The sequence below is a fragment of the Bacillus sp. 37MA genome (assembly GCF_000372765.1).
Classification (GTDB): Bacteria; Bacillota; Bacilli; order Bacillales; family Domibacillaceae; genus Domibacillus; species Domibacillus aminovorans.
In genome coordinates, this window is sequence record NZ_KB889752.1 from 3,098,329 (window position 1) to 3,123,642 (window position 25,314).

The window sequence follows — 25,314 nt, forward strand, 5'->3', positions numbered from 1 at the left end:
AAACAATGGATTTTGAATGCTGTTAATTTGTAAATATTCCATATGACAAGTCTTTTTTATTTCACCAAAGAGCCGGTTTGGCAATCATGAACCATAAAATGATCATGAGTAAGGCAATATAAATCCAGACAGAACAATGCAGCTTGCTTATTAACTTATCTTGACTTATTTTCTGCGCATGAAACTTGCAAATAACCGGTGAAAAGGCACGTGCCAGGAAAAATACGGAGCTGACCATAACTGCAAACGTCATAACAACCCACGATGTTGACCAAGACCACGCGCTTTTCCAAACAAGCAAAACACCCGTCGTCACGAGTACATGACCGGCATGTTTCACGAGACTGACGGTTGATTTGAACAAAGACAAATACACAAGCAGCCCTCTTTGATCCGCTGCCCGCATTCTTGGAATCATTGACACAAGTACAAAGAATGGGCCAATGGACAAGATTGCACTAAAAATGTGCATAAATAATATAACTTGATAAATCATATTCACCCTTTACTTAAATCAATTCTGAACAGCACGGAATTCGTGCACCCACACACGCATTTGCGGAAGCCAAGGCATATTTGGATGATACGATAAAATTGAATTTTTATATTCTTCAACCGTCGCATACCCTTCTTGCTTAGCATGCTCATCTGTTAATTCACCGAGCGATTGCGAATACACGCGCTCCACTACGAAATCATGGCCATCAAGCGTCATCACTTCGCCAATATCCGCATAGCGGCCATTGCGGCGCGTAGCTGTTTTTTCACCTTTCAATACTTTCTTAACATCTTCTTCCATTGTTACTAAACGCTCAATCGTGCACGTCTTAGGAGGTAAAGCCGCATTTTCATTTTGTGTCGTCATGTTAAAACCACCTTTTTTATATTATTATAGGCTTCCACTTTACCACATTTTATTTTTCCATAGTATATCTGATTAAAAATAACCGGAAAACCGCTTCAAAAATGAAGCAGTTTTCAATATTAATGAGGCCTCATAACAGACGCGCCCTTCTTTTTTTCATGTAGTAAGCTCGAACAAAGAGTACCAACGGCAAAAGAATAGACACCTTAAGCCATCCTTCTGTACCGCCAATGTATATAGAAAGTATTGACGGTAAAAGAGCTATTCCACTCCATACTAATGCTCTCCACGATTTTTTCCATAGCCCCCATATAAATAAAAGCAAGGCAGATCCAATCATTATCCATAAACCAAGACCAACCAAGAAGAAATCCATTTTTCTCCTCCTTTGTCTGTTTATCTGCATGCCTTTTCATTTACTTTTATTCAACGGAATGGGCTATTATTCTTTTGCTTACTTGTTACTGTGTATCAAGTACATTAATTTTTGATTTCGCACTTCCTGCTCCTCTTGGGAAGCTAGATCATATTTTTTAAATAAATGAAATAACTCATTTAACCCTTCCTGTACATGCTCGTTCTTTAAAAGTGACTGCAACTCTTCGTACAAATCTGCTGGTAAAAAGTCCCGCTGGCTTTCGAGTTTTTGTATTACATCCTCTTGTGAGTGATCGATACTACATTGTCCCACTTGCCTACCGCTCCTTATTAATATTATTTTTGGAAATATTCATTATTCTAATATTTCTTTATTCCCAATTAAAGACCTATCTACAATCATTGATCTTTCTTCTCAACAACCATGTAAGCTTGCTTCGGATGATTTAATTGATCTGGATATTTTAGCCTTACCCTCCCTTTACTTAGTAGCTTAGCTAAATAATTATTTCTTAATCCATCAGGTGTTCTCTCTAATAAGTATGCCAATTCTTTTAACATTAATGGCTTTTGAGTGCACAGTCTAATGATAATCTCTTCCATCGTGCTTGGCTGCAAGCGCCTTTTCCTTCTGGCAAGTTCTGAAATCTCCCATAGTTCTTCCTCTACTTCCTTTGAAGAAGAGAGATCTGCTGCTTTTTCTTGTTGTTCATATGTCGAGTCATTTGCCGTTATATCTGCTATATCTGTGTTTTCATGGTTTATTATAGGCACTTCACTATTGTCGGAGTTAAAAGTATGAATAAATAGATACTCCTTGTTATTATCGGAGTTATCTTCTTTATTATCGGACTTATCACCAATACTATAGGAGTTACCATTATTAATACCGGAGTTCGTCTTATTATTTATAGAGTTATCAATGATAATATCGGAGTTCTTATATTTAATATAGGAGTTATCCTCTTTATTCATGGAGCTTTCATTCTTATTTATGGAGTCCATCGTGTCATTAACGTTCTTTGTTAAAGGTTCTTCGTCTTCATGGAATATAAAAAGATCACTTTCGTCTACTTCCTTTAATTGTTCTTCTTCCTCCAACAAATTTAATTTTACATGTAACGCGAGGATTGTACGCTCTGACTCTAGTGCCTGGATTATATCCAAAGTTCCCTCTTTCTTCTTTTCCCATGTTGCTTCGATATTTTTCAATCCCGAACCAGTCCTTTTACAAAGTCCGATTAAAATAAACATTTTAAAAAGGTTAGGATTGCGAAGATTGCTCATGTTGCCTTCTAACGCTTGTTCTACTGACATACGAAAAAGACCAGGGTTTGAAAATCGGAATAATTCTTTTTCTTTTTCAATGACAATGCCGCCGCCTCCATAATAATCAGAGTGAACTAATGAATTGATCAATGCTTCATGCAAGCAAGACAGATCATCCTTCTCAACAGACTGATCAAAACGGTTATTTTCATATAAAACATTATAATCGGCAGCCAAATCAGCACTGGCCTTAAAGTAAAAATCAAATACATTCCCTGACCACGTTCCATCTTGTGAAGTAAAACGGTTGGACCAATTCCCTTTCTCTGTCCCTTCTAAGCTTTCTCTATATTCAAGAAAATACTGCGGCAAAACCTCCGTAATAATCCTTTCCTCACTGAACATCAATAATCCAGCGATAGTCAAGCCTTCCTTACTTGTATTTCGTACCTTTCCCCATGCACCGATCTTATATAAAAATTCTTTTGTTTCAAGTCCATTCCATGGATGATCTGGTTTAATGGCTGAAAATTTATATCGGTAATTTTTAATAGATTCGAAATTAAGTTCATTTATTCCGTAATGTTCTAAGATTAAGTTATCCTGTGGAGCGGATGAATAATCAGGTGGATGATTTATATTTTTATTCAAGTTCAATCTCCCTCTTATCCTCTATTTGTTTCTTCGTTGTTTTATTTTATCACCTTTTGCTTAGACCTTCTCTCCTCTCTACAGCTTATAGATTTTTTCTTTGTTAACACATCGCAATTGGATGATTTATACTAGCAGAAAGAAACTATTTTAATATACAAAACCAAACGTAAGTATTCTAAAATTATAACTCTGTTTATTTTTTACATTCCCATTAAAAAAACTATTTTAAAATATTTATTAAAATAGTTTTTTTTCACTTTACAATCCATTAAATAATGCATATGGAAGATGGGTACCTTTTTCCATACGCATTTATTATGTGATCAATTTAATTCACTGATATACTTATATTCAGAAAGTCGGAAAATACCACAACAAACTTGTGGATAAAGAAAAAGAAGCTAAAGGATGCCCTTAGCTTCTTTTTTAATAGTCGTTTTCATGCTAATGAATACATACATTTTTCATTAAGTCTTCATTAGCATCCTAATCCGCAATGATCTTTTCCAAGTTATTGAGCTCTGGCTTTTTTAATTTGCTTGCTTCTTAATTGTCCACAAGCAGCATCAATATCTGTCCCATGTTCTTGACGAACAACACAGTTAATGCCTTTCTTTTTAAGCGTATCATAAAAGGCCATCACTGCTTCCGGATCGCTTCTTTGGTACTGACTATGTTCATCAACCGGATTATATGGAATTAAGTTAACGTATTGCCGCTTTTCGCCAATCAATTCGGCAAGTTGAAGAGCGTCTTCCTTACGGTCGTTTACATCCTTCAGCAAGATATATTCAAATGTAATTCTCCGGTTCGTTTTTTCCAAATAATAGTCGACGGCCTTCATTAATTTTTCTATCGGAATCGCCCGGTTTATTTTCATAATCCGCGTTCGAAGTTCATCATTTGGCGCATGCAATGATATGGCTAAGTTTACCGGTAATTTCGTATCGGTGAATTCATAAATTTTATCTGCAAGCCCGCTCGTTGACACAGTAATATGTCTTGCAGCGATTTCAAGTCCTTTTTGATCAATAATCACTCTTATAAAGTCAATAAGGTTATCGAAATTGTCAAATGGCTCGCCAATCCCCATGACCACAACGTGACTTACTTTTTCACTTTGGCCCGCTTTATCCAGATGATGCTGCACATTCATAATCTGTTCTACGATTTCTCCACTGGATAAATCGCGTGTTTTTGCCAATAATCCACTCGCACAAAAACTACAGCCAATGTTACAGCCGACTTGCGTTGTGACACAAACCGATAAACCAAATTTATGTCTCATCAATACCGTTTCGATCAAATTTCCATCATGTAACTTGAACAAAAACTTAACCGTTCCATCCGCTGATTGTTGCTTAATATGCTCATTTAATGTTTGTATGACAAAGTGATCAGCTAGTAATTGAACACACTCTTGATTGATATCAATCATTTCAGAGAAGTCTGTTACCCGCTTTCTATATAGCCAATCCCAAACTTGTGATGCACGAAACTTTTTATGCCCATATGCCATAAGCCATTCTTCTAGTTGATCAAATGTCAACCCATAAATGGATTTTTTATTCATTTGTTACCCTCTTTTCAAAGCTCTAAAATTTAACCCTATTCTACGTTATAGTAGCCTAAACTAGCAACTCGTTTATTATCGTTCCAATTTCTAAAAAAAGCAAGGAGAGGTACGGGGGATACTGTATAAACTTCATTCATTTATAGTACAGCTCTTCTTATTATATATAAGTGAGCGTTTTATTCAAAAAATACATTATTTCCAAAGGAAGAATTGACTTCTATGCTTATAACAAATGAAAACCGGGGAATAACTTAAAGAATGGATTAAAGAGTTTTGGCCGGCTGCGGCATAGGTGTTTTTACAAGAAGTATTTCAAAGCCGCTTCACTTAGGATCATCGCTCCATCTGGCATCATTTGCGCATAGATACAGAGGAAAAGCAATGATGGGTATCTTATACTTTAGATAGGAGTGTCTGAATGCACAAAAACAAAAAAATACGCCTGCTAAGTCCGCCTTTTCTACTCTTATCGTGATGATAAAACAGGCCTTTAAAATTAATAAGACACCTCTTCCTTGGACAAAGGCAATTAGTGCTGGAATATGCGCCGCTATACCAGTCTTAGTGGGATTAACATTAGGAAATTTTCAATATGGATTGCTGGCTGGAATAGGGAGCTTCACCTATCTTTACGTCATGAATGAACCATATGCCCAAAGAGCTAAAAAACTGTTTTTTGTCTTGCTTGGAATGACCCTTTCAGTTGGGTTAGGAACCCTTCTCGCTTCCGCTATCATGGTAGGGGTTATTGGAACGATTGCTACATTTATCTTTGGCGCATTAAAAATTCCAGGACCTGCTGGTATATTTTTTATTTTAGGATTTTTGATGAGTACTGGAATGCCGGTCGATCCTATACTTGCTCCTCTGCGTGCAGGGCTTGTTTTTAGGAGGGGGGTTTGTCTTGGGGCATAGGAATGATTGGCTGGTTTTTTAAACCTTCTATACAACAAATGCAAATTGTGAAGGATTGTACTTAAGCTAACGAGTAGCTTTAGTAAAAAACTGAAAGTAAAATAAATGAGCTTGGAGATACTTTTCCAAGTTCATTTTTAATGTAAATAATTACGAAAAAAATCGTACCTTCATCGGTACGATTTTTTCTCTGAAATTAAATTATGCTCGTCATATTTTTCGTTTTTCAGCTAAATCAGCAGCTAGTTGGTTTGTCCGTTTCTTATTCAATGGATATAGGAAAACTAAAATGAGGAAAACCACTATATAGATGACTGCGGGTACTAATGTAGCAAGTGTATGAATCCCATCAAGTGCACCTTGTGTTTGCACCTCACGAGTTGCATCATATCCAACTGCTGCAATGGCAAAACCACCGAGACCACCCGCAATAGCTTGACCTACTTTACGAGCCATTGAATAGATCGAATATACCGTTGCATCTTCCCGCAAATCGGTTAAATATTCATGGTAATCGATCACATCTGTTACGAATGCCCAAATGACTAAATTGAAGAAGGCAAACCCAAACATCCCAACAGCCGAAAAGGCGATAAATGGCGTTAAAGTCAAGTTTGGCAAGAAGTATAAAAGAGCATAGATAACGCTTGCAAGTAACATACCCGCTGCCGCTGTTTCTTTTTTGCCAAATCTAGCTACAAGTGGTGCCACTAACGGAATGGCCAGAAATACAGATGCCGCTTGGATAAAGCCTACGATACTTAAGGCGGCTGCGTTACTGAAATAATCCTTAAACAAATACACATTAACCGTACCAATCAGCATCGTATTTACCATAAAAAGTAAAGATGCAATCAAAATAAAAATTAATGGCTTATTTTTTAAAAGACCTTTCATTGTTTTAGCTATATTCACTTTTTCTTTTTCAGTTTCAGGTGCAACAATACGTTCCGTTGATAATTTATAGCATGCCATGTAACAAACAATCGCCAGAACACCGAAAATAGCGGCTGCCATCAGCATACGGTTCGCATCCATCTTATTGTCTACAAACACAATGAGCGGGCCAAGTACATTAATGATTAAACTTGCCAACATCGCACCCATCGTTCTCCAAGTGGATAACGCTGTACGTTCAACAGGATCGCTCGTAATGACAGACGCCATGGAGCCGTATGGAATATTCACCGTGCTATATAAAGTTCCCCAGACAATATATGTGACGAAAGCCCATGCCATATAAAATCCATCTGACATACCTGGAATTTTCACGAACATTAATATACCTGAAATAACGAGTGGAAAGGACATTCTGAAAATCCATGGTTTAAATTTACCGTTCTTTCCAGATTTTCTCGTATCAATAAACCGACCCCATGCAACATCCGCAACGGCATCCCATAAACGTGCAACTAAAAAGAGGACTCCTACAGTAGCCGCACTAATATGGAAAACATCTGTATAGTAAACCATTAAGAACGACAGTACTAGCATAAAGAAAAAGTCATTACCGAAATCACCAAACAAATAACCGAATTTATCTCTCATGCCAAATTTTCTGACTTCCACATTTGCAGATCCTGTTCCCGTAGCTTTTTGATTCATTTTTTATCCCTCCATTACTTTAAAAACATATTTCAGAAGCTTTCCCCTAAAATTAATATCAGAACCTTCGGATATTTAAAGGTGTGTCCATCACTATTCCCACCTTCAGCAAAACATTTGCCTTTCTCCTTAAAATTTGTTCTATTTTTTATTTTTGAAATCCCTTTCAAAAATACACAAAAAAATTTTTTGTTAAATCTCAAGATAGAATATTAATTAGTTTAATAAACTAATTAATTACCGTACCAGTAGAATATCATCCTCTTTTTATTCCGTCAATATAATTTTGTAAGCGCTCCAAAAAACTTTTTTCCATTTTAGGTTAATCTTTTTACAAAAAGGATTTGGAGTTTGAATGAATTTATATGAATCGTCTACACTTTATCTGGACAGAAAAATTTCGGTCACGTACACTTACTTGACCTAGAATAGACGTAGAGCCGAAAACATGATGAAGCAAGCATATCGTACCTTTACGTCTGAGTTCAAAAAATAGATGATGCAGCTTGAAGGACTGCTATGATTCGTACGATTAATGCTGCCATTAGCTCTATCCGTGAACTGATGAATGATGACAACCGTGGAGCCGCATTGTCCGCGACGTACAACCAAACCCGAAATCGTCTTAAAATTGTACGTGATGAAGAATCTGATCAACTGAAATTAGTGGAAACCGAAATTCGGATGAAGGCCCTTGAAGAGGAAACCAACTACATTGAAAATTTGAATAAGGAAGGACAAATCGACCGAGAAACTACGTATGTGACTGAAGAACACATTCATCGTATGAGGCTCGCGGTAACTAACCGAATGCAATATAGAAGTTTATTCATTTGGACAACAATTAAAAGAAGTGTGTACAAGCTTTTACAGCTTTTTATTCCGAAAAGAAGTGTATTGGATGGAAGAGAATAGTTTGCATTCTTATTATTGAACATCAACTTTAAAGCCGTTCCTTCATTCATTGTAGAAATACGATTAAAGGAACGGCTTTCTTCGGGTTAAAGGAGTGTAGATTATTTCATCATTTTTTGAACCAATTCCCGATTGCGCTTTTTAAAGATCTCATTATGTGAAGAGACCATTCCAGTTTTATTAGCATCAGGGTGAATAAATTGCTTCGCTTTGTTTACAGCATTTGCGGCATCTTGGAAAGCACCCGCTATTAAATGTAATTTCCCTTCGTGCTTTAGAATGTCTCCAGCCGCGTATAGTCCATCTACTGAAGATTCGCTCACAGCATTACCTGCGATATAATAATCATCTGCTATTGCTATCTCCACTTCACTATTTTCAAGTAATGTCTTATCACGTTCATAACCATGATTAATAATCACTTCATCAATTAGCAAATACGATATCTCTCCTGTTTCATGATTTGTCAGTTCAACACGTTCAATGACTTCATGATTAGTGCTAGCCATTAGTTTTGTAATCGACGTATTAAAGAAACAAATAGCGGAACTGTTCATCAGCTCTGTTACTTGTGCTTCATGACCTGCTAAAGCATCTTTTCTATATGTTAAATAAACATTTTTGGCGATAGGTTCTAATTCATTTGCCCAATCGATTGCAGAATTCCCTCCACCTGAAATAATCACCGTTTTATCTTTGAAATGTTTTAAAGACTTTACTGTGTAATTTAAATTAGACACTTCAAATCTCTCTGCACCTTCTATTTTCAACTTTTGCGGGTTTAATATTCCACCGCCAACAGCCACAATGACTGTTTTCGAAAAATGCTTTTGGCCTGAAGCAGATTGTAATACAAAAATGCCTTGATCATCACGGGTGATCAACTCTACTTTTTCATTCAACACTACTTTTGGGTTAAACGTCAAACCTTGCTCTACAAGCTGTTCAATTAATTTTGCTCCTGTTATTGGCGTCAGTCCTCCAACGTCCCAAATCATTTTCTCTGGATACACATGAATTTTCCCGCCTAATTGTGGTTGATATTCAATAAGCTTTGTTTTCATTTCTCTAAGTCCACTATAAAAAGTGGAATAAAGCCCTGCTGGACCTCCTCCAATGACAGTTACATCAAATAGCTCTTGCTGTTCCATATCTATTCACTCCTACAAATTAATTATCATTGATTATCATTATCAATTAAATATACACATTTTCCTCTACTTTCACAATAAAAACAACGGTTGACAATTAAAATAGATGGATTTATGATGTTCAAAGAAATGAAATTGATTATCATTATTAACTATTTCAGTTATATATTCCAATGAATGGCGGTGAAGTAATGGTTCGCCTATACACAGATGATTTACAGATTAGCTACGGTGAACGTTTAATTATAAAAGATCTCAATATACAAATTCCTGATAAAAAAATTACAACCATTATCGGTTCGAATGGCTGTGGAAAATCTACGCTGCTAAAAGCAATGACTCGCATTATTCCGTATCAATCTGGAACAGTCATTTTAGATGGAGAACACATCTCCAAAGAAAGCACAAAGCGACTCGCCAAAAAAATGGCGATTCTTCCGCAAACACCAGAAAGTGCAAGTGGATTGACGGTCGGTGAGCTAATATCTTATGGCCGTTTTCCCTATCAAAAAGGCTTCGGACGCTTAACAAAAAAAGATTATGAAATCATTGATTGGGCACTTGAAGTCACAGGCACACACGATTTTAAGTTCCGACCTGTCGATGCCCTGTCAGGAGGTCAACGCCAACGCGTCTGGATTGCCATGGCTCTTGCACAAGAAACGGAAATGATTTTTCTTGATGAACCTACAACTTATTTAGACATGGCACATCAATTGGAAGTTTTAGAACTTTTGCAAAAATTAAATGTAGAACAAGAACGTACGATTGTCATGGTCCTTCATGATTTAAACCAAGCTGCTCGTTTCGCTGACTTTATAATTGCTTTAAAAGACGGAGAAATAGTTAAAGCCGGAGTTTGCGAGGAAGTTATTAATCAAAGTGTGTTAAAAAAAGTTTTTCATATTGACGCTGAAATTGGACGGGACCCCCGTACAAAGAAACCAATGTGTATTACATACGATCTATTAAAAGGAGAAGATAAAAATGAAAAAACGATTAATCCCATTCATGCTAATGCTCGTGCTCGTGCTAATTATTAGTGCTTGTAGTAATGAATCTGACAATAACGAGAAAGAGGCCTCTACGGACAAAGAAAAATCAGGCACCATCACCTATCAATCCGAAAATGGACCTATCGAAGTTCCTGCTGACCCACAACGGGTTTTGGTACTTTCTTCTTTTGCTGGTAACATCATGGCTTTAGATGTCAATCTTGTTGGGGTGGATTCATGGTCCAAGATGAATCCACGCTTTGAAAAGGAATTAAAAAACGTAGAAGAAGTATCCGATGAAAGTTTAGAAAAAATTATTGAACTAGAACCTGATTTAATCATTGGTTTATCAACGATTAACAATGTCGATAAATTAAGTGAAATTGCTCCTACTGTCACGTATACATACGGAAAAGTAGATTATTTAACCCAACACTTAGAAATAGGCAAATTATTAAATAAAGAAAAAGAAGCAAAAGCATGGATTGATGACTTCAAAAAACGTGCACAAACAGCCGGTGAAGACATTAAAGCCAAAATCGGTGAAGAGACAACTGTTTCTGTCATTGAAAACTTTGACAAACAACTTTATGTATACGGCGATAACTGGGGCCGTGGTACAGAAATTCTTTATCAAGAAATGAAATTAAAGATGCCTGAAAAAGTAAAAGAAACGGCTTTAAAAGATGGATACTACGCATTATCATTAGAGGTTATGCCTGAGTTTTCAGGAGACTATGTCATTCTTAGTAAAGACTCGGAGCAGGATAATTCATTCCAAGAAACCGATACGTATAAAAACATCCCTGCTGTTAAAAATAACCGAGTTTTTGAAGTGAACATGAAAGAATTCTACTTCAATGATCCATTAACGTTAGATTTTCAGCTAGATTACTTTATTAAAAACTTTCTTGGTAACTAATTCAAATAAGGAGGAATTCTTAACTTAAGAGTTCCTCCTTTATTCTATAAAAGAAAAGATGATTAATTAATGATGAAAGAAAACGACTATACTATCCCATTTGTTTTTAAACTGATTGCGGGAGGCCTTGTGTTTGTTGGGATGTTTGTGATAGCGATGGTATTCGGAGCAGCGGACATCACGTTTAAAGATGTTTGGCTGGCACTTTCTTCGGGGACGAAGGGAGATGCTATTTCCATTATCCGTGAAATTCGCCTGCCGCGTGAAATTGCCGCAATTTTTGTCGGAGCGGCATTAGCCGTTTCGGGTGCAATGATGCAAGGTATGACAAGAAATCCACTGGCCGACCCCAGTTTACTTGGATTAACTGCTGGTGCAAATGCTGCACTGGCAATGACCGTGGCTTTTATCCCTGCAGCCAATTATTTTGGAATCATGATTGCTTGTTTTGTGGGGGCGGCTATCGGAGCCATGATGGTTTTCGGTCTTGGTGCTATGAAAAAGGGCGGCTTTTCCCCTCTGCGAATTGTACTCGCCGGGGCGGCTGTTTCCGTCTTCCTATCTGCTATCGCAGAAGGAATTGGTATTTACTTCAAAGTTTCAAAAGATGTATCCATGTGGACTGCCGGAGGATTGATCGGTACTTCATGGGGACAGCTTCAAGTGATCGTGCCCTTCATTTCGATCAGTATACTTATTTCTCTTATCCTCTCAAGACAACTGACCATTCTTAGTTTAAACGAAGAAACAGCTGTTGGATTAGGTCAAAAGACAACACAAATAAAAACGATCCTATTTATTGTCATTACATTACTCGCCGGTGCTTCTGTAGCACTTGCTGGGAATATGGCATTTATCGGTTTAATGGTTCCTCATATAGTTCGAGCAATCGTTGGAACTGATTATCGTTATATTATACCGATGGCGGCTGTTTCAGGAGCCATTTTTATGCTGTTTGCCGATACGCTTGGCCGTACAATCAATTCTCCTTATGAAACACCTGTGGCGGCTATTGTTGCCATGCTGGGCTTGCCCTTCTTTCTTTTAATCGTCCACAAAGGAGGCAAAGCATTCTCATGATTCAGCCAGCGTTACTCAAAAAACAGCGAATCATCTTTTGTCTGTTAACAGCACTTATTATATTGACAGCCGTTATTGGAATGGGCATCGGTTATTCCTCGTTAACGTATGACAGGCTGATCCCAACTTTTCTTGGTCAAGGTACGTTTAAAGAAGATTTTATTTTATTTTCTGTTCGATTACCACGGATAATTATTACGTTATTAGCGGGCATGGCTCTTGCCCTATCCGGTGCTATTTTGCAAGGAATTACGCGCAATGATTTAGCGGATCCTGGCATTATCGGTATTAATTCTGGAGCCGGTGTAGCCATTGCTATTTTCTTTTTGTTTGTCCCTGTGCAAGCAGGAGCATTCGTTTATTTGCTTCCAATTGTTGCTTTCATAGGTGCTTTAATCACTGCATGCTTAATCTATGTGTTTTCATATAACCGAAATGTAGGTCTTCAACCCGTTCGTTTAGTGCTCGTTGGGATCGGATTTTCAATGGCACTTTCCGGTATCATGATTGTACTAATTTCATCGGCTGAACGTTCAAAAGTGGATTTTATCGCGAAATGGTTAGCCGGGAATATTTGGGGTGCCGATTGGCCTTTTATATGGGCAATCCTTCCTTGGTTGGTAGTCCTTATTCCCTTTACGCTATACAAAGCCAATCGTTTAAATCTTCTTGGACTTAGCGAACCTGTGGCGATTGGCATCGGGGTTTCGATTGAAAAGGAACGGATTGTCTTGCTCTTAACAGCGGTTGCGCTAGCAGCTTCTGCCGTTTCCGTCACAGGTGGAATTGCCTTTATCGGGCTCATCGCTCCCCATATCGCAAAAGCGCTAGTAGGACCGAGAAATCAATTGTTTCTCCCCCTTGCCATTCTGATTGGCGGATGGCTATTATTACTTGCAGACACCATCGGACGTAATTTAGTTGATCCGGATGGTATTCCAGCAGGTATTATGGCCGCATTAATTGGTGCACCCTATTTTATGTATTTATTATTGAAAAAATAAGGCGCACCACCTTAGACTGTAAATAAAATCCCTTGAGAATGGACATATTCCCAAGGGATTTTATAGTAATTTTTATTCACTGCTATTTCCTTATTCGGCTTGTACCAGCTGATCTTTTTCGATATTATTAAAGTTTGTTCTCCGGAGCCTTCCACTTTATTAATCTAATGCCCCTCAAATAATCCTTCATCCTTACTAAAATTATCTTCTGTCACAGCATCTAGACCGTTTTAAATGGCGTTTTGTTATTATTCATGTCACTTTTCATTTGTTTTGTCGCATTTGTTCATCAAAAAAGACGTATAAACGCACGTAACTCCGTCCAAATTATTTGAACTGTGTTTAAATATCATTATGCATAAGAATGCAATCCAGAAATGAACAAGCCGTTCGTAAAAGTACACTTTTGCGAACGGTTTGTTTTTTCGTCCAATCTGTTTATTTAGACGTTCGTAAACGTTTAAAAATAATTACCGAACGTCCATAAATTTTTATGCACTTTTACGAACGTTTTTTAGTAGAATGACAGAAAAAGAAACTGAATGAGGTAGCTATAGATGAACGTTCGAAAATTTGGATACATACGAGTTAGCAGTAAGGATCAAAATGAAGGAAGACAACTCGAAGCCTTGAAAGAAAAAGGATTGATGAACGAGACATTTTTTCTAGATAAACAAAGCGGAAAATATTTTAACCGGGAACAGTATCAACTGCTTAAGAGAATTTTAAGAAAAGGCGATGTATTGTACATCCATTCTCTGGATCGTTTCGGAAGGAATAAAGAAGAGATTTTACAGGAGTGGAATGATATTACGAAGAACATTCAAGCCGATATTGTGGTCTTGGATATGCCATTGCTGGATACGACGCAGTTTAAGGATAGCCTTGGCACATTCATTGCGGACCTTGTTTTGCAGATTCTTTCTTGGATGGCGGAAGAAGAACGGGAACGGATTTGGAAGCGGCAGCGTGAAGGAATTGATTTAGCTTTGCAAAAGGGGATAGCGTTTGGTCGACCTAAAGTAAAAGTGACAGAAGAATTTAAAGAAGTCTATGATCGTTGGAAAGCAGGGGAGATGACAGCTGTTAAAGCCATGGGAGAATTAGGTGTTAAAAAGACGACTTTTTATAAATTAATAAAAGAGTACGAAAAGTCTTTTTAACAGTGATCATTTAAATGAGTTGCATGCCTGTCGGCATGCTTTTTGTTTCTTGTAAGGCTTTGATGGCTAGAGGATAAGCAGGGTTTTTATCCACTGTTATGACGCGAGGTTTCGAAACATGAAAAGACCGCAAAGCTTTCAGAATCAGAACGGCAGGAAGTATGGGACTGGTGCCGGGATGACGAAGGCATCCGTGCGCTATACCAGTCCCTCCAGCATCTTCGGTACGTACTGAAAAGCACGGACGAAAAAACGGACGATGTACGCTCAAGTGGCTGGTTTCAACAATAGACATTCCATGAAGTCGCTGTCGTGAGAAAGATCGCCAAGACGCTTCTCACCCGGAAGGCATCTTTTTTGGCAGCTGCCGTGTATCCAGAATCCAACGGCAAAGCTGAAGGAACAAACAACAAAATAAAGCTCATCAAGCGCCGAGCTTATGGCTACCGCAACATGGAGCGCTTCAAGCTGCGCATCCGGCTCGAGACCGGATGCCTGATTTGAGCTGTCAACTACACGTTATGGTGATGAACCTAAATTTTGATAAAATACCAGATTCATACAGACTAGCGGCTGCTCTTTTTTCAACTCAATTGAGGGGTAATAACTGATGTCATTTCATATAACGATATTCCCTCAGACTATTCAAAATAGAGATTTCCTGTAATAATTCCTCACCAACATTCGTTTCTCTAACCTTTTTTCTCTCTAATTCTTTATCCACCAATCTTTTTACTGATAAAACATCCGTTCCGTTACATAGAACATCTTCTTTTGAATTAAAGTGTTTATGGGCGACCAATTGCATGCCGTAGGAATTGTATAGTAGAGTGTATCCAGCTATACCCGTTGTTGATTGATAAGCTTTTGAAAAACCTCCATCGATGACAATCATCTTCCCATTTGCCTTAATTGGGTTTTCTCCATTAATTTCTTTAACTGGTGTATGGCCATTTATAATATGACCTTGATCAGGACTAAGATCAAATTCAGTTAGGATTTTACGGCAAATGTCCTCATCTTCACGTAAATAGTAGTATGGGTTCTTTCTCTCTCTATGGGTTTCCTTATCCTTAATAAAGTACCTCTCAAAGGTTGTCATTTCTCTTTTCCCAAAGAGTGATGAATATTCTCCTGTCCATAAATACCAGGCCATATCTGTCGCAAGGTCATCCGTCTCTTCAGGATGTGCAAATGCATATCGTAAATAATGCTCAAAAATATCAAGTAAATCATGGCCTGCATAGGTTTTATTTTCAATCACCATTTTTTCCAAATTTCCTTTTTCATCTAAAGGAATACAACCATGTATTAATAGGTTTCCATTATATTTCAAATAAAGACTGCCTTTTTTCATCAGAAAATTCATATGTCTAGCCAGTTTTTCTGAATGCTGAACAGAAAATAACAGTCTTTCGATTACTTGCTCTTCTTCCTCCAATAATTGATTAGGTTGCTCTGGATTAATCGTTGCAAAACAAGTATTTTCTAGCGGGTACTTTTTCCCGTAAATCGTTATTTCATTTTTGTCATAATCAATTTTCTCAAGCAAAAGCCTCTCAGACATATCAAAGCACGGTCGTCTCTTTATGATAGGACTTTCAAGTTTGAACTGAATCATGGAAATGGCTTGATGAATTTTGGTAATTTGTAAATGTTCTTGCTCAGATAGTTTTTCATCTGAATGTCTCTTTGGTCTAAAGGCTGGATTATCGTCATAGTACTTTTCCGCAAGGTTCAGAAGTGGTCTAAGATTTATTCCATACGCATCTTCAATAATATCTAAATTATTGTAGCGAGCACATATACGAATAATATTAGCAAGACAAACCTTTGAACCAGCAAAGGCGCCTATCCAAAGGACATCATGATTCCCCCACTGAATATCAACGGAATGATAATTCACGAGAGTTTCCATAATTTTTTCAGGGTCAGGGCCGCGGTCATAAATATCCCCCACGACATGAAGATGGTCAACAACCAATCTCTGAGTGGTATATGCAAGACCAATAATAAGCTTATCAGCCTGACCAAGTGAAATAATTTGCTGGACGATTTTTGTATAATAATCTTTCTTGTTTGTGAATTCATCTGTTTTATATAATAATTCTTCTATAATAAAAACAAACTGTTTAGGCAATGCTTTACGTAATTTCGAGCGTGTATATTTGGAGGAAGCATAAGAAATGAGCTTCATCATACGCTCAATGATATCTGTGTACCATTGGTTTAATTCTTTTTCATTGCCAAAATTATTCTTAATTAATTGTATTTTTTCTTCAGGATAATAAACTAATGTCGCGAATTCATTCAATTCTTTTTTAGATAAATCATCTTTAAAAAGGTCTTTTATTTTCACATTTACATTTCCCGAACCATTTCTTAACACATGCTGAAAGGCTTGGTACTCCCCATGTAAATCACTAACAAAATGTTCAGTCCCCTTAGGTAGATTAAGGATAGCTTCAAGATTAATAATTTCAGTGGCCACTTTTTCTTCACTATCATATTTTTGCGCTAATAAATCTAAGTAATTTGAATTCAAAATTATGTATCCCCCTCCAAAATTAACCACTAATTCTCCATCTAGGTTCATCACCATAAGATGTAGTTGACAAAGCTAAATAAATGCAAACAAGTGGCAGGTCCGTTATCGTGAGAGTTGTCGAGACTAACACGATAACGGACCTGCCACTTGCATACCCAGTTTATCAAAGAACTTATGAATCTCCCACATTTCCAAGCACAAAAAAAATCGAAAAACAGCATGGGCAGTAGACACTCGTACTTAAGCCTGTTCCCATGTCCCATCTTATTCAGTTTTTCACGAATGCGATGAACCTCAATAAAGTAAAAAATACCATTATTGTAAAGTGACAATAATGGTATTTAATTTTCAAACCTCAAATACGCATAACCTCTAAAGGTTTTTCAACAATTGCGCCTTATTGTTGAAGATATAAAAGGGTCGTACATATGAATAAGCACGAATATGTACGATCCCTTATCCCTTTAACACTTACAGATTACATATAGATTATTTGAAATGAAAATTTACTGTATGAAAATGAACAAGTCGGTTGCCTTTTACCGTTTTATCTCATCCACTTTATGTTTTTCTTAAACATTTTCCGTATTTCATTCTGCTGTTTCAATTAAATTTTTATTGTTTTTCTTCACTGCCATTTTAAAGATTAAAGTTATTAAGATAGCGAGTATACCTGCGGATGCACAAAAGATAAAGTACGCATTATAACCACCGTTATCTCCATATGTTTTAAACAACCAAATGTTTACGTTAGGTATTATAATATCTGGGAAATAACCTATAAAGGAAATACATCCGATTGCAAGACCGAGTATCTTTTCATTTATATTACAATCACCAAGTAACGACCAGTAAAGACCCCTAATAGTATAAACCGCTAATCCAATTAATACTACTAGAACGTTAAAGTAAATGTGAGGCAAAGTAACTGGTGAGAGTGATATAGTTATTAAAAAAGTTGAAGCTAACCCTAAGGCTATTATTAAAATACTACTCTTGCCAAATTTATCTCCTAAAAATCCACCTAAAAATCCGCCAATCGGTCGCATCCAAAGCATGATTACTGTAACTTTACCTACAGTTGCTGCATCTATTTTTACATTGGTTTGTAAAAACCCACCTTGATAATATACAGACCATGCCACAATGTATGACATAAATATTATGCCACCTAATAGCCATACAAATTTATTACTGAATATTTCTTTGATATCGCTAACATTAATTTTATTATTGGTTTTCTCCTGAGATAAAGACTCTTCTTTTTTAGAAGATGGTTTATCTTCCTTAACAAAAAATAATATAAGGAAGGACACCAATATAAGCATAGCGGAATACATGTATACAACAGATATTAAGGCTTCTTTCTTATCAGCAAATTCTGTGCTGCCTCCCAGTACGCTTGTAAAAATAAATAATGCTATACTAGCCAAAATAGCCTCTACTACTCCACGGCCACCATCTAAAGCACCGAAAAATCTTCCTTCTTCTTCCTTTTTGGAAATTAACTTTACAAGTTTTAAATGAGCTGCCCAAAAGGTGAATATCGTGAATATTCCCCAAATAATAAATATTAGTATAACGATTGGATAACTCGGAACTTGGGCAAACCATAATCCAGTAAGTCCACAAATCAAAAGTGAAATGAATATAAGTTTTTTTGCGGAAAATCTATCAGCAAGCCAGCCACTTGGAAAATACCCCAAGAGAGAAGCTACCCCCAAAACAGAAAATATACCATTTAATTGTATAAGAGTTATACCGTAAACTTCTAAAAGAGTTTCTTGATAATTTGTTTTTAAATAGAGAAGAGGAAATATCGATCCAGCCGCTACAACTATAAGTAAAAACTGAAAATATCTTTTATAATTTTTCGTATCCACATGATCACTGCTTTCTTAGCTAAAAATTGGATAAGTAAGTTTTAAAATCTCATCTGTATGTTTTCTCACATTTTTAACGACAGTATCGTTAATTTTATTGTATAATTCGTGATTTTCTTGGTTTGGTCTAAACGTTTGTTGAGTTTTAACCATTTTATTTGCAGCCTCATCAAAATCTTTGTAAATTGATAAATGCTGGCATACACATATAGCAGCTCCTACACATGCACTACTGCTACCTTCACGTCTATGCACGGGTAATCCAAAAAGATCAGCAATAATTTGCATAATCACATCACTTTTGGAGCCACCACCTAATACTACTATTTCATTTAAATTACCGTCTATCTCCTCTAACATATCATCAATATTGTTTTTAATATTAAAAGCAATCGCTTCCAAAATTGAACGGTACACGTGGAATTTTGTATGGCGCTGATCAAAGCCTATCATAATACCTTTTCTGTAGGGGATCGATGGTGTAGGTAACCAATCTAACATTGTAATTAAACCGTCGCTGCCCACTGGGATATCTTGTGCTTTCATATTCAAATAATCTTCTTCCGATACACCTAGGTTTTTAGCTTCAGTAACAAGTTCTTCACCTATTAGTTTTTTAAACCAACTTACCGTCCACATACCACGTCTTATTCCGTTTGATTCATAAACATATTTAAATGGGATGCACGCAAGTGTGGGGAAAAAATTGACAGGGCTTTCAAAATAGTTATCTCTTAACATCATAGAAGAAATAAAAGTGCCAAGAGATATCATAATTGCCCCTTCGTCTTTAATTCCAGAGCCTAACACCTCTACAGCTTTATCATTTGCGGTGGCTACTACTGGTATATCTTTATTAAACCCAAACTCATCAACCAGTTCTTTTCGTAGCGTTCCGATCTTGTCGCCCGGTTTTACAAGATCAAATAACATCTCTCTTTTCAATCCATTTGCCTTCATTACTTCATCGTCATTGGACCAATCTAAAGTTTCACGATCTAATGGCCAGTGAACTTCATAGTTTGCAGCAGTATCCTTAAATTCACCTGTCAATCTAAATCCAAGATAACCGGAAGTTGTCGTTACATACTTTACTTGATCGTCAGTATGTTCATATGGTTTGGCAAGTCTGGAATCCATCCAGCTTATCACGGGATAAGCTAGATGGCCATTTTCTTTTAACAAAACACGACAACATCTAATTGTACATAAGCCAATTCCAACAATATCTTCATTGTTGCCAGTAAAATTAGCTAGACAATTTTTAATTCCTCCATACACACTGTCCCACAAATCATCATCAGGATGTAAGACAACTCCTGGTTTAGTTGATAAAGTTTCTTTTAATTTATAAGAACCAAAAGCAACTTCATTTCCTTCTAAATCATAAAGTGCTACTTTTGTACTTTGCGAGCCATTATCAATCCCCATTATATACTTGCTCATGAGATCACTCCACGTTCGATCCTTTAATATACTTCATACCTTCTTCTTGTGGGAAGATAGTACCGAAATTCATTGTACCATTAGGATCAAAAGCTTCTTTTAATTTCTCTAGCATATAGTAAGCAGAACCGTGTTCTTCTTCTGTCCACTCGGTACGATATTTTCCAATACCATGGTGATGACACATAGAACCGCCAAGCTTTAATGTTTCTTCAATAATAATTGAATGGATTGGATGATGATAAATTCTCATTTCATCTTCCGGCGCACAATTAATATTATAGTTGTATACAAAGTACATATTCGTTCCATTAAGATAACTATGGGATGAGTGTCCACCAAGCATTGTTACATCTTCAATTCGATCAAATTCTTCTCTTACTCTTTTCATTACATTGTGATAAATCTTAACAATGTTTTCCCAGTCAGCTGATACTTCAGTTGTAAAACCATCATGCTTATTAAGATCAACCATTCTTTGGAATTCATTATCAATGTGTTGTTGCGTCCAATTCAGGTTATTAAACCAATTTTCGATTAAATTGTCTTCTACTTTTTCAATTATTCCTTCTTGGAATTTAGAAACGGCTTCTTCAATCGCTTCAGTAGTTGCCTTGACAATACTTTCTGGTCCTTCTGACATGAAAATCAAAACACATTTGTCTTTATGGAAATGAGCAAAATGTTGTCTTGCATCTTCTTCAGAATATACACGTGCAACAGATGGTCTAAAGCCATTTGTAATAACTTCTCTTAAAATTTTAATTCCTGTATCAACATCTTTTAGTAAATAACCTTGGAAAGCATTGTTATCGGGGTAGTATTTAAAAATTTTAACGGTAACTTCCGTTATATAACATAGTGTGCCTTCATTACCGATTACAATGTGTCTAATATCTGGTCCGCCAGCTCTTCTTGGAACATTCTTTATTCTAGAAATATGCCCATTTGGAAATACACATTCTAACCCTACAACCATATCTTCAATTGCACCGTATAACGTTGAAAATTGTCCAATACTTCTCGTTGCCAATAATCCACCATATTGTGCAACTGGTTTTGACTGTGGAGAGTGACCTGTCGTATAGCCAACTTTACGTAACTCATCTTCTAACGTTTGTAGTTTAACGCCAGCTTGTACAGTTGCTTGCATATTATAGGTATCGATTTTGACGATTTTATTCATTCTTGATCCATCAATCACTAAAGCGGTTTCTTTCCAGTTGTCAAGTCCTCCTTCAGTAGCTGTTTTACCGCTTCTAGGAATAACATTGATATTATTTTTATCGCAGAACATTAGAAGTGACTTTACCTCTTCTACTGAGTATGGGTACACAATTGCCAATGGCATTGGATTATCAACGACTTTTTTAGCTTTTGCATATTTTTTATAACGATCTGCCGCCGCATCATAAAGTGCATCATAATCTGTATTTATTTGTTCCACCGAAATAATAGACTCTAAATCTTTTAATAACTGTTCTTTACTCATAGTATGAAAATCTCCTTTTTATTAACGTTTACTTTCCTTTATCTTACTAAGTATCCACCATCAACATTTACTAAAGTACCATTTACATAATTTGAAGCGTCTGAAGCTAAAAATACAGTTGTACCCATTAAATCTAAAATATATCCCCATCTATTTGCTGGAATATGGTCTAAAATACGTTGGTTAGCTTCAGGGTTAGCTCTTGTCTCTGCTGTAACTGCGGTAGCAAAATACCCAGGTGCAATACCGTTAACTTGAATATTAAATTGAGCTAATTCATCACAATAAGCTTTTGTAAAACCCGCTAAACCGTGTTTGCTTGCAGCATAAGCTGGCGACCACTGACCTCCTAGGTAGGAAAACAAAGAACAAGTATTAATAATTTTCCCACTTTTTTGTGGAATCATATACTTAGCCACCTCATGAGATAATTCAAAACCAGCTGTTAAATTAATAGCGATCATTTTATCCCATTGAACTCGAGTAAACTTAGTTACATCTGGTTCATTAATACAAATACCTGCATTATTCATGAGAATATCTATTTTTCCATAAGTACTAATGCATTCTTCTGCAATTTCTTTACAAGCCCCATCTTTAGTAACGTCTGTAATCATAAGATGGTACTTAACACCTTCTGCTTCAATGATTCTTTTAGTTTCATCATTGTCATCAGCCATGCTAACTGCAAAAATGTCTGCCCCTGCTTTTGCAAGTGCAAGTGCAAAACCTTGCCCCAACCCTGAATTTCCTCCAGTGATAATTGCCACTTTTCCTTTTAAGCTAAAAAAATTCATTGAGAAATCTTTGATATCCATTTTTTCAGTAATCATGTTTACACCCGCCTTATAAATATTATTTTTGATAAGGTTATTTTACTATGAAAAATACAAAACGCAATCTTTTTTTAAGAAAATTTTTCACTTTTTCGAACTTTTTATTTGTTTTTCGGAAAATTTTCACCCCATTTCATTTCTATAACATTGCTAATAAACTTATGCTTTTATTGACTATCCCCTTCTTTTTGGATAGATGTCGTATAGAATTTTAGTGTTATACTTTAGTAAGTACTGAGGTTGATCGACATGATACGGAAATTACAAAAATGTTATATTAAGGTAATAAAAGAATCCATTGTGAAGAGGATTGTGCCACCTAGAAATGAGGCCATCAGTCGAATTAGTGAGGAAACGCGACGTTGTATAAGTAAAAGAAAGATGCCTATGCTGCACCTGGGATGGAAAAGGTTCTGAAAAATGGAATAGTGAAGATAAGTTTTTATTCGAAGTGGAAATGTACTCAATGAATCAAGTAGAATTAGCGGAGTATTGTTGAAAATAGAGAACAAGTTTAAGAATGGCATGAATCCAATCAAACCAAGAGGAGTTAAAAGAAGAGAAAAAACGGGCAAAGTGGAGACATTGGAAGAAACTGCAGTCTTATTACTTTTTTAAAAAAAGGCTCGGAACCCAGAGAACGAATGAATAGCCTGTCAGATCGTGCACTAGATGTTCTTTAATCTAAATACAATAGAAAACAAGGAAATTGCGACAACTATCTTGACAAACAGGGCTATTAAAATAAAATAAATTTAACTTACCAGAATATAAGAAAAGAGAGAAATATGATAAATATAAATTCAAATAATTTAAATGAGCCAGATCTTTTTATCCATAACAAACTTTCTAAAATTATTGAAAAAAATTATAAACTTAAAATATTAGAGGCTGCTGAATATTGTGATGTATCTCCTTCTAAAATATCAAAACTTGTAAGAAAACTAGGGTTTGAAAATTTTAAACAGTACAAGCAATTTTTTAGCGGGGAGAAAATAATTTCTGAAGACAAAAAAAAATCAAGTGAGCTTGAAAGACTAAAAAAATATATAGAAAACTTTGACCCACTTTTGATTGATAATTTTTTAACTCTTTTTAAGAAATACAACAGAATCGTTCTATTCGGACTAGGTCCATCATTTATTTGTGTGGAATACTTTGCTTATAAACTTGTTCTTGTATCAGGAAAAAATATTTTTGCGACCCAAAGTGAAACTTATGCTCAACATTTGGTTGATGATGAAACTCTTTTTATTGTTTTTTCAGTAACTGGCAAATACACTTCCTTTGAAAACCTTTTTAATACAATAAAGTCTTGTGGGTCTGAAATATTGCTAATATTAGAAGAGTATAACAATTCTTTAGCTTTAGAAATTGATAATATATTTTACTTAACAAAATCTACTCAAAATGAAAGTCTGTTACCCTTTGAAAAAACCCGAACAGTATTTTTTATCTTCGTAGAAGAAGTTATTGCGAGATTAATGTCAGAACGAGATAAAAATAACTAAAGTTATTCCGATTCATTTTGAAATAAAAGCTCGACAATAAAAGGGAAAATATCACCATTGAATTTTTGGTTCTGGTGCAAAAACTTCAAGATAAGTGCAAGTAATCCCTAAATCTTGGACATACTGATACTATTACTCTAAAAAAGGTGTGTGATCAGTATGGAAAAGGAAAATTTGTTTAAATGGAAGCATTATCAGCCTGATATTATTTTATTAACGGTAAGATGGTACCTACGGTACAACTTAAGTTTTCGTGATTTGGTGGAAATGATGGAGGAACGGGGTTTATCTATCGCTCACACAACCATTATGCGTTGGGTTCATCAATATGGACCTGAAATAGACGAAAGAGTACAACGTCATCTTAAAACAACAAATGACTCCTGGAGAGTCGATGAAACGTATGTGAAAGTAAAAGGTCAATGGATGTATTTATATCGTGCAGTCGATTCAGAAGGGAATACCATTGATTTTTATCTAAGTGAATCAAGGGATAAACAAGCAGCCAAGCGCTTTTTCAAGAAAGCCTTGGCTGCTTCTCATATTTGTAAACCTCGTATTATAACAGTAGACAAGAACCCAGCCTATCCCGTAGCGATTCAAGAGTTAAAAGAAGAGAAAAGTATGCCTGAAGGCATACAAATAAGGCAAGTTAGATATCTCAATAATATAGTGGAACAAGATCACCGTTTCATTAAGAAACGTGTGCGTTCTATGTTGGGATTCAAGTCGTATGAAACAGCCACTTCTATATTGAGTGGCGTTGAAGCCATGCATATGATGAAAAAAAGGCAAGTCCATCAAGGGGTGAAGTCTGCACAAAATCAAAAGAATTCATCCATAAACTGTTCGCGTTAGCTTCATAAGATAGCAAATTAAAGAAAACTGACACTTTATGTTTCTAGGGAATAGTTTTTGCACCAGAACCCGTTTTGTTATTATTCATCTGTTTTTGAGTTGCATCCTCCAAGTATTATTAGTAACCCTAACGAAGCCGCCATTACAATTTCCATTCTATGTATCATTCCCTACCATTCTAAATACCTATCCAGCTTCGACAAATGTCGGGGCGTGACAGGCATCGATCTAATAAAAGCGCTTGCCAA

The 25,314-nt window shown here is 36.2% G+C and carries 22 protein-coding genes and 2 pseudogenes; 10 read left to right on the forward strand and 14 right to left on the reverse strand.

Annotation, left to right across the window (positions count from 1 at the left end; translation table 11 throughout):
• Positions 1-61: 61 nt before the first annotated feature.
• The 6 genes from A3M5_RS0117005 to rlmN form a co-directional block, all read right to left on the reverse strand.
• Complete coding sequence (locus A3M5_RS0117005) at positions 62-496, reverse strand: hypothetical protein (protein ID WP_018394997.1); 435 nt, start codon at positions 494-496, stop codon at positions 62-64.
• Positions 497-514: 18 nt separating this feature from the next.
• Positions 515-865, reverse strand: a complete 351-nt coding sequence (locus tag A3M5_RS0117010; RefSeq protein ID WP_018394998.1) for an ASCH domain-containing protein — start codon at positions 863-865, stop codon at positions 515-517.
• A gap of 130 nt (positions 866-995) precedes the next feature.
• Positions 996-1,241, reverse strand: a complete 246-nt coding sequence (locus A3M5_RS0117015; protein WP_018394999.1) for a hypothetical protein — start codon at positions 1,239-1,241, stop codon at positions 996-998.
• A gap of 78 nt (positions 1,242-1,319) precedes the next feature.
• Positions 1,320-1,556 carry a hypothetical protein gene (locus A3M5_RS0117020; protein WP_018395000.1) on the reverse strand — a complete coding sequence of 79 codons (237 nt, stop codon included), beginning with the start codon at positions 1,554-1,556 and terminating at the stop codon, positions 1,320-1,322.
• An 86-nt stretch (positions 1,557-1,642) separates the two neighbouring features.
• Complete coding sequence (locus A3M5_RS0117025) at positions 1,643-3,163, reverse strand: DUF8451 domain-containing protein (RefSeq protein ID WP_018395001.1); 1,521 nt, start codon at positions 3,161-3,163, stop codon at positions 1,643-1,645.
• A gap of 514 nt (positions 3,164-3,677) precedes the next feature.
• Positions 3,678-4,739, reverse strand: a complete 1,062-nt coding sequence (rlmN, locus tag A3M5_RS0117030) for a dual-specificity RNA methyltransferase RlmN (protein WP_018395002.1) — start codon at positions 4,737-4,739, stop codon at positions 3,678-3,680.
• 567 nt (positions 4,740-5,306) lie between these two features.
• Here rlmN and A3M5_RS0117035 point away from each other — a divergent pair.
• Positions 5,307-5,657, forward strand: coding sequence for a hypothetical protein (locus A3M5_RS0117035; protein ID WP_231373245.1), 351 nt, complete (start codon positions 5,307-5,309; stop codon positions 5,655-5,657).
• Positions 5,658-5,867: 210 nt separating this feature from the next.
• Here the strand turns inward: A3M5_RS0117035 and A3M5_RS0117040 are convergent, their stop codons facing one another.
• Positions 5,868-7,262 carry an MFS transporter gene (locus A3M5_RS0117040; RefSeq protein ID WP_018395004.1) on the reverse strand — a complete coding sequence of 465 codons (1,395 nt, stop codon included), beginning with the start codon at positions 7,260-7,262 and terminating at the stop codon, positions 5,868-5,870.
• 519 nt (positions 7,263-7,781) lie between these two features.
• Here A3M5_RS0117040 and A3M5_RS0117045 point away from each other — a divergent pair.
• Positions 7,782-8,177 (forward strand): hypothetical protein, encoded by a 396-nt coding sequence (locus A3M5_RS0117045; protein ID WP_018395005.1) that lies wholly within the window; start codon positions 7,782-7,784, stop codon positions 8,175-8,177.
• Between the two features lie 101 nt (positions 8,178-8,278).
• Here the strand turns inward: A3M5_RS0117045 and A3M5_RS0117050 are convergent, their stop codons facing one another.
• Positions 8,279-9,328, reverse strand: coding sequence for an NAD(P)/FAD-dependent oxidoreductase (locus A3M5_RS0117050; RefSeq protein ID WP_018395006.1), 1,050 nt, complete (start codon positions 9,326-9,328; stop codon positions 8,279-8,281).
• A gap of 191 nt (positions 9,329-9,519) precedes the next feature.
• On the opposite strand from A3M5_RS0117050, the gene A3M5_RS0117055 reads away from it, so the two are divergent.
• The 5 genes from A3M5_RS0117055 to A3M5_RS0117075 all read left to right on the forward strand — a co-directional run bounded on the left by A3M5_RS0117055 (position 9,520) and on the right by A3M5_RS0117075 (position 14,492).
• Positions 9,520-10,371: an ABC transporter ATP-binding protein gene (locus A3M5_RS0117055; RefSeq protein ID WP_018395007.1), complete on the forward strand. Its 852-nt coding sequence runs from the start codon at positions 9,520-9,522 to the stop codon at positions 10,369-10,371.
• Positions 10,316-11,245 carry an iron-hydroxamate ABC transporter substrate-binding protein gene (locus A3M5_RS0117060; RefSeq protein ID WP_018395008.1) on the forward strand — a complete coding sequence of 310 codons (930 nt, stop codon included), beginning with the start codon at positions 10,316-10,318 and terminating at the stop codon, positions 11,243-11,245. Before A3M5_RS0117055 ends, A3M5_RS0117060 begins: the two co-directional genes overlap by 56 nt.
• Positions 11,246-11,314: 69 nt before the next feature.
• Entirely contained in the window at positions 11,315-12,325 is a 1,011-nt protein-coding gene (locus tag A3M5_RS0117065) for a FecCD family ABC transporter permease (protein ID WP_018395009.1), read from the forward strand.
• Complete coding sequence (locus A3M5_RS0117070; RefSeq protein WP_018395010.1) at positions 12,322-13,329, forward strand: FecCD family ABC transporter permease; 1,008 nt, start codon at positions 12,322-12,324, stop codon at positions 13,327-13,329. Before A3M5_RS0117065 ends, A3M5_RS0117070 begins: the two co-directional genes overlap by 4 nt.
• A 557-nt stretch (positions 13,330-13,886) precedes the next feature.
• Positions 13,887-14,492: a recombinase family protein gene (locus tag A3M5_RS0117075; RefSeq protein WP_018395011.1), complete on the forward strand. Its 606-nt coding sequence runs from the start codon at positions 13,887-13,889 to the stop codon at positions 14,490-14,492.
• A 16-nt stretch (positions 14,493-14,508) separates the two neighbouring features.
• On the opposite strand, the pseudogene A3M5_RS24905 reads toward A3M5_RS0117075, so the two are convergent.
• Positions 14,509-14,631, reverse strand: a pseudogene (locus A3M5_RS24905) (IS6 family transposase); the annotation flags it as partial.
• Between the two features lie 173 nt (positions 14,632-14,804).
• Between A3M5_RS24905 and A3M5_RS0117080 the strand changes: the two are divergent.
• On the forward strand, positions 14,805-14,996 hold the full coding sequence (locus tag A3M5_RS0117080) for a transposase (RefSeq protein WP_082193931.1): 192 nt from the start codon (positions 14,805-14,807) through the stop codon (positions 14,994-14,996).
• Positions 14,997-15,105: 109 nt separating this feature from the next.
• Here the strand turns inward: A3M5_RS0117080 and fbp are convergent, their stop codons facing one another.
• The 5 genes from fbp to A3M5_RS0117105 all read right to left on the reverse strand — a co-directional run bounded on the left by fbp (position 15,106) and on the right by A3M5_RS0117105 (position 22,679).
• Complete coding sequence (gene fbp / locus A3M5_RS0117085; protein ID WP_018395013.1) at positions 15,106-17,037, reverse strand: fructose-1,6-bisphosphatase; 1,932 nt, start codon at positions 17,035-17,037, stop codon at positions 15,106-15,108.
• A 593-nt stretch (positions 17,038-17,630) separates the two neighbouring features.
• Positions 17,631-18,923, reverse strand: a complete 1,293-nt coding sequence (locus tag A3M5_RS0117090) for an MFS transporter (protein WP_018395014.1) — start codon at positions 18,921-18,923, stop codon at positions 17,631-17,633.
• Positions 18,924-18,938: 15 nt separating this feature from the next.
• A complete protein-coding gene (locus tag A3M5_RS0117095; RefSeq protein WP_018395015.1) occupies positions 18,939-20,369 on the reverse strand; it encodes an FGGY-family carbohydrate kinase in 1,431 nt (476 codons plus the stop codon).
• A 4-nt stretch (positions 20,370-20,373) separates the two neighbouring features.
• Positions 20,374-21,861: an FAD-binding oxidoreductase gene (locus tag A3M5_RS0117100; RefSeq protein WP_018395016.1), complete on the reverse strand. Its 1,488-nt coding sequence runs from the start codon at positions 21,859-21,861 to the stop codon at positions 20,374-20,376.
• Positions 21,862-21,899: 38 nt separating this feature from the next.
• Positions 21,900-22,679: an SDR family NAD(P)-dependent oxidoreductase gene (locus tag A3M5_RS0117105; protein ID WP_026221787.1), complete on the reverse strand. Its 780-nt coding sequence runs from the start codon at positions 22,677-22,679 to the stop codon at positions 21,900-21,902.
• Between the two features lie 806 nt (positions 22,680-23,485).
• Here A3M5_RS0117105 and A3M5_RS0117110 point away from each other — a divergent pair.
• Together A3M5_RS0117110 and A3M5_RS23265 are read left to right on the forward strand one after the other, a co-directional pair.
• Positions 23,486-24,208, forward strand: a complete 723-nt coding sequence (locus A3M5_RS0117110) for a MurR/RpiR family transcriptional regulator (protein ID WP_018395018.1) — start codon at positions 23,486-23,488, stop codon at positions 24,206-24,208.
• A gap of 159 nt (positions 24,209-24,367) precedes the next feature.
• Positions 24,368-25,074: pseudogene (locus A3M5_RS23265) on the forward strand (IS6 family transposase).
• Positions 25,075-25,314: the final 240 nt, after the last annotated feature.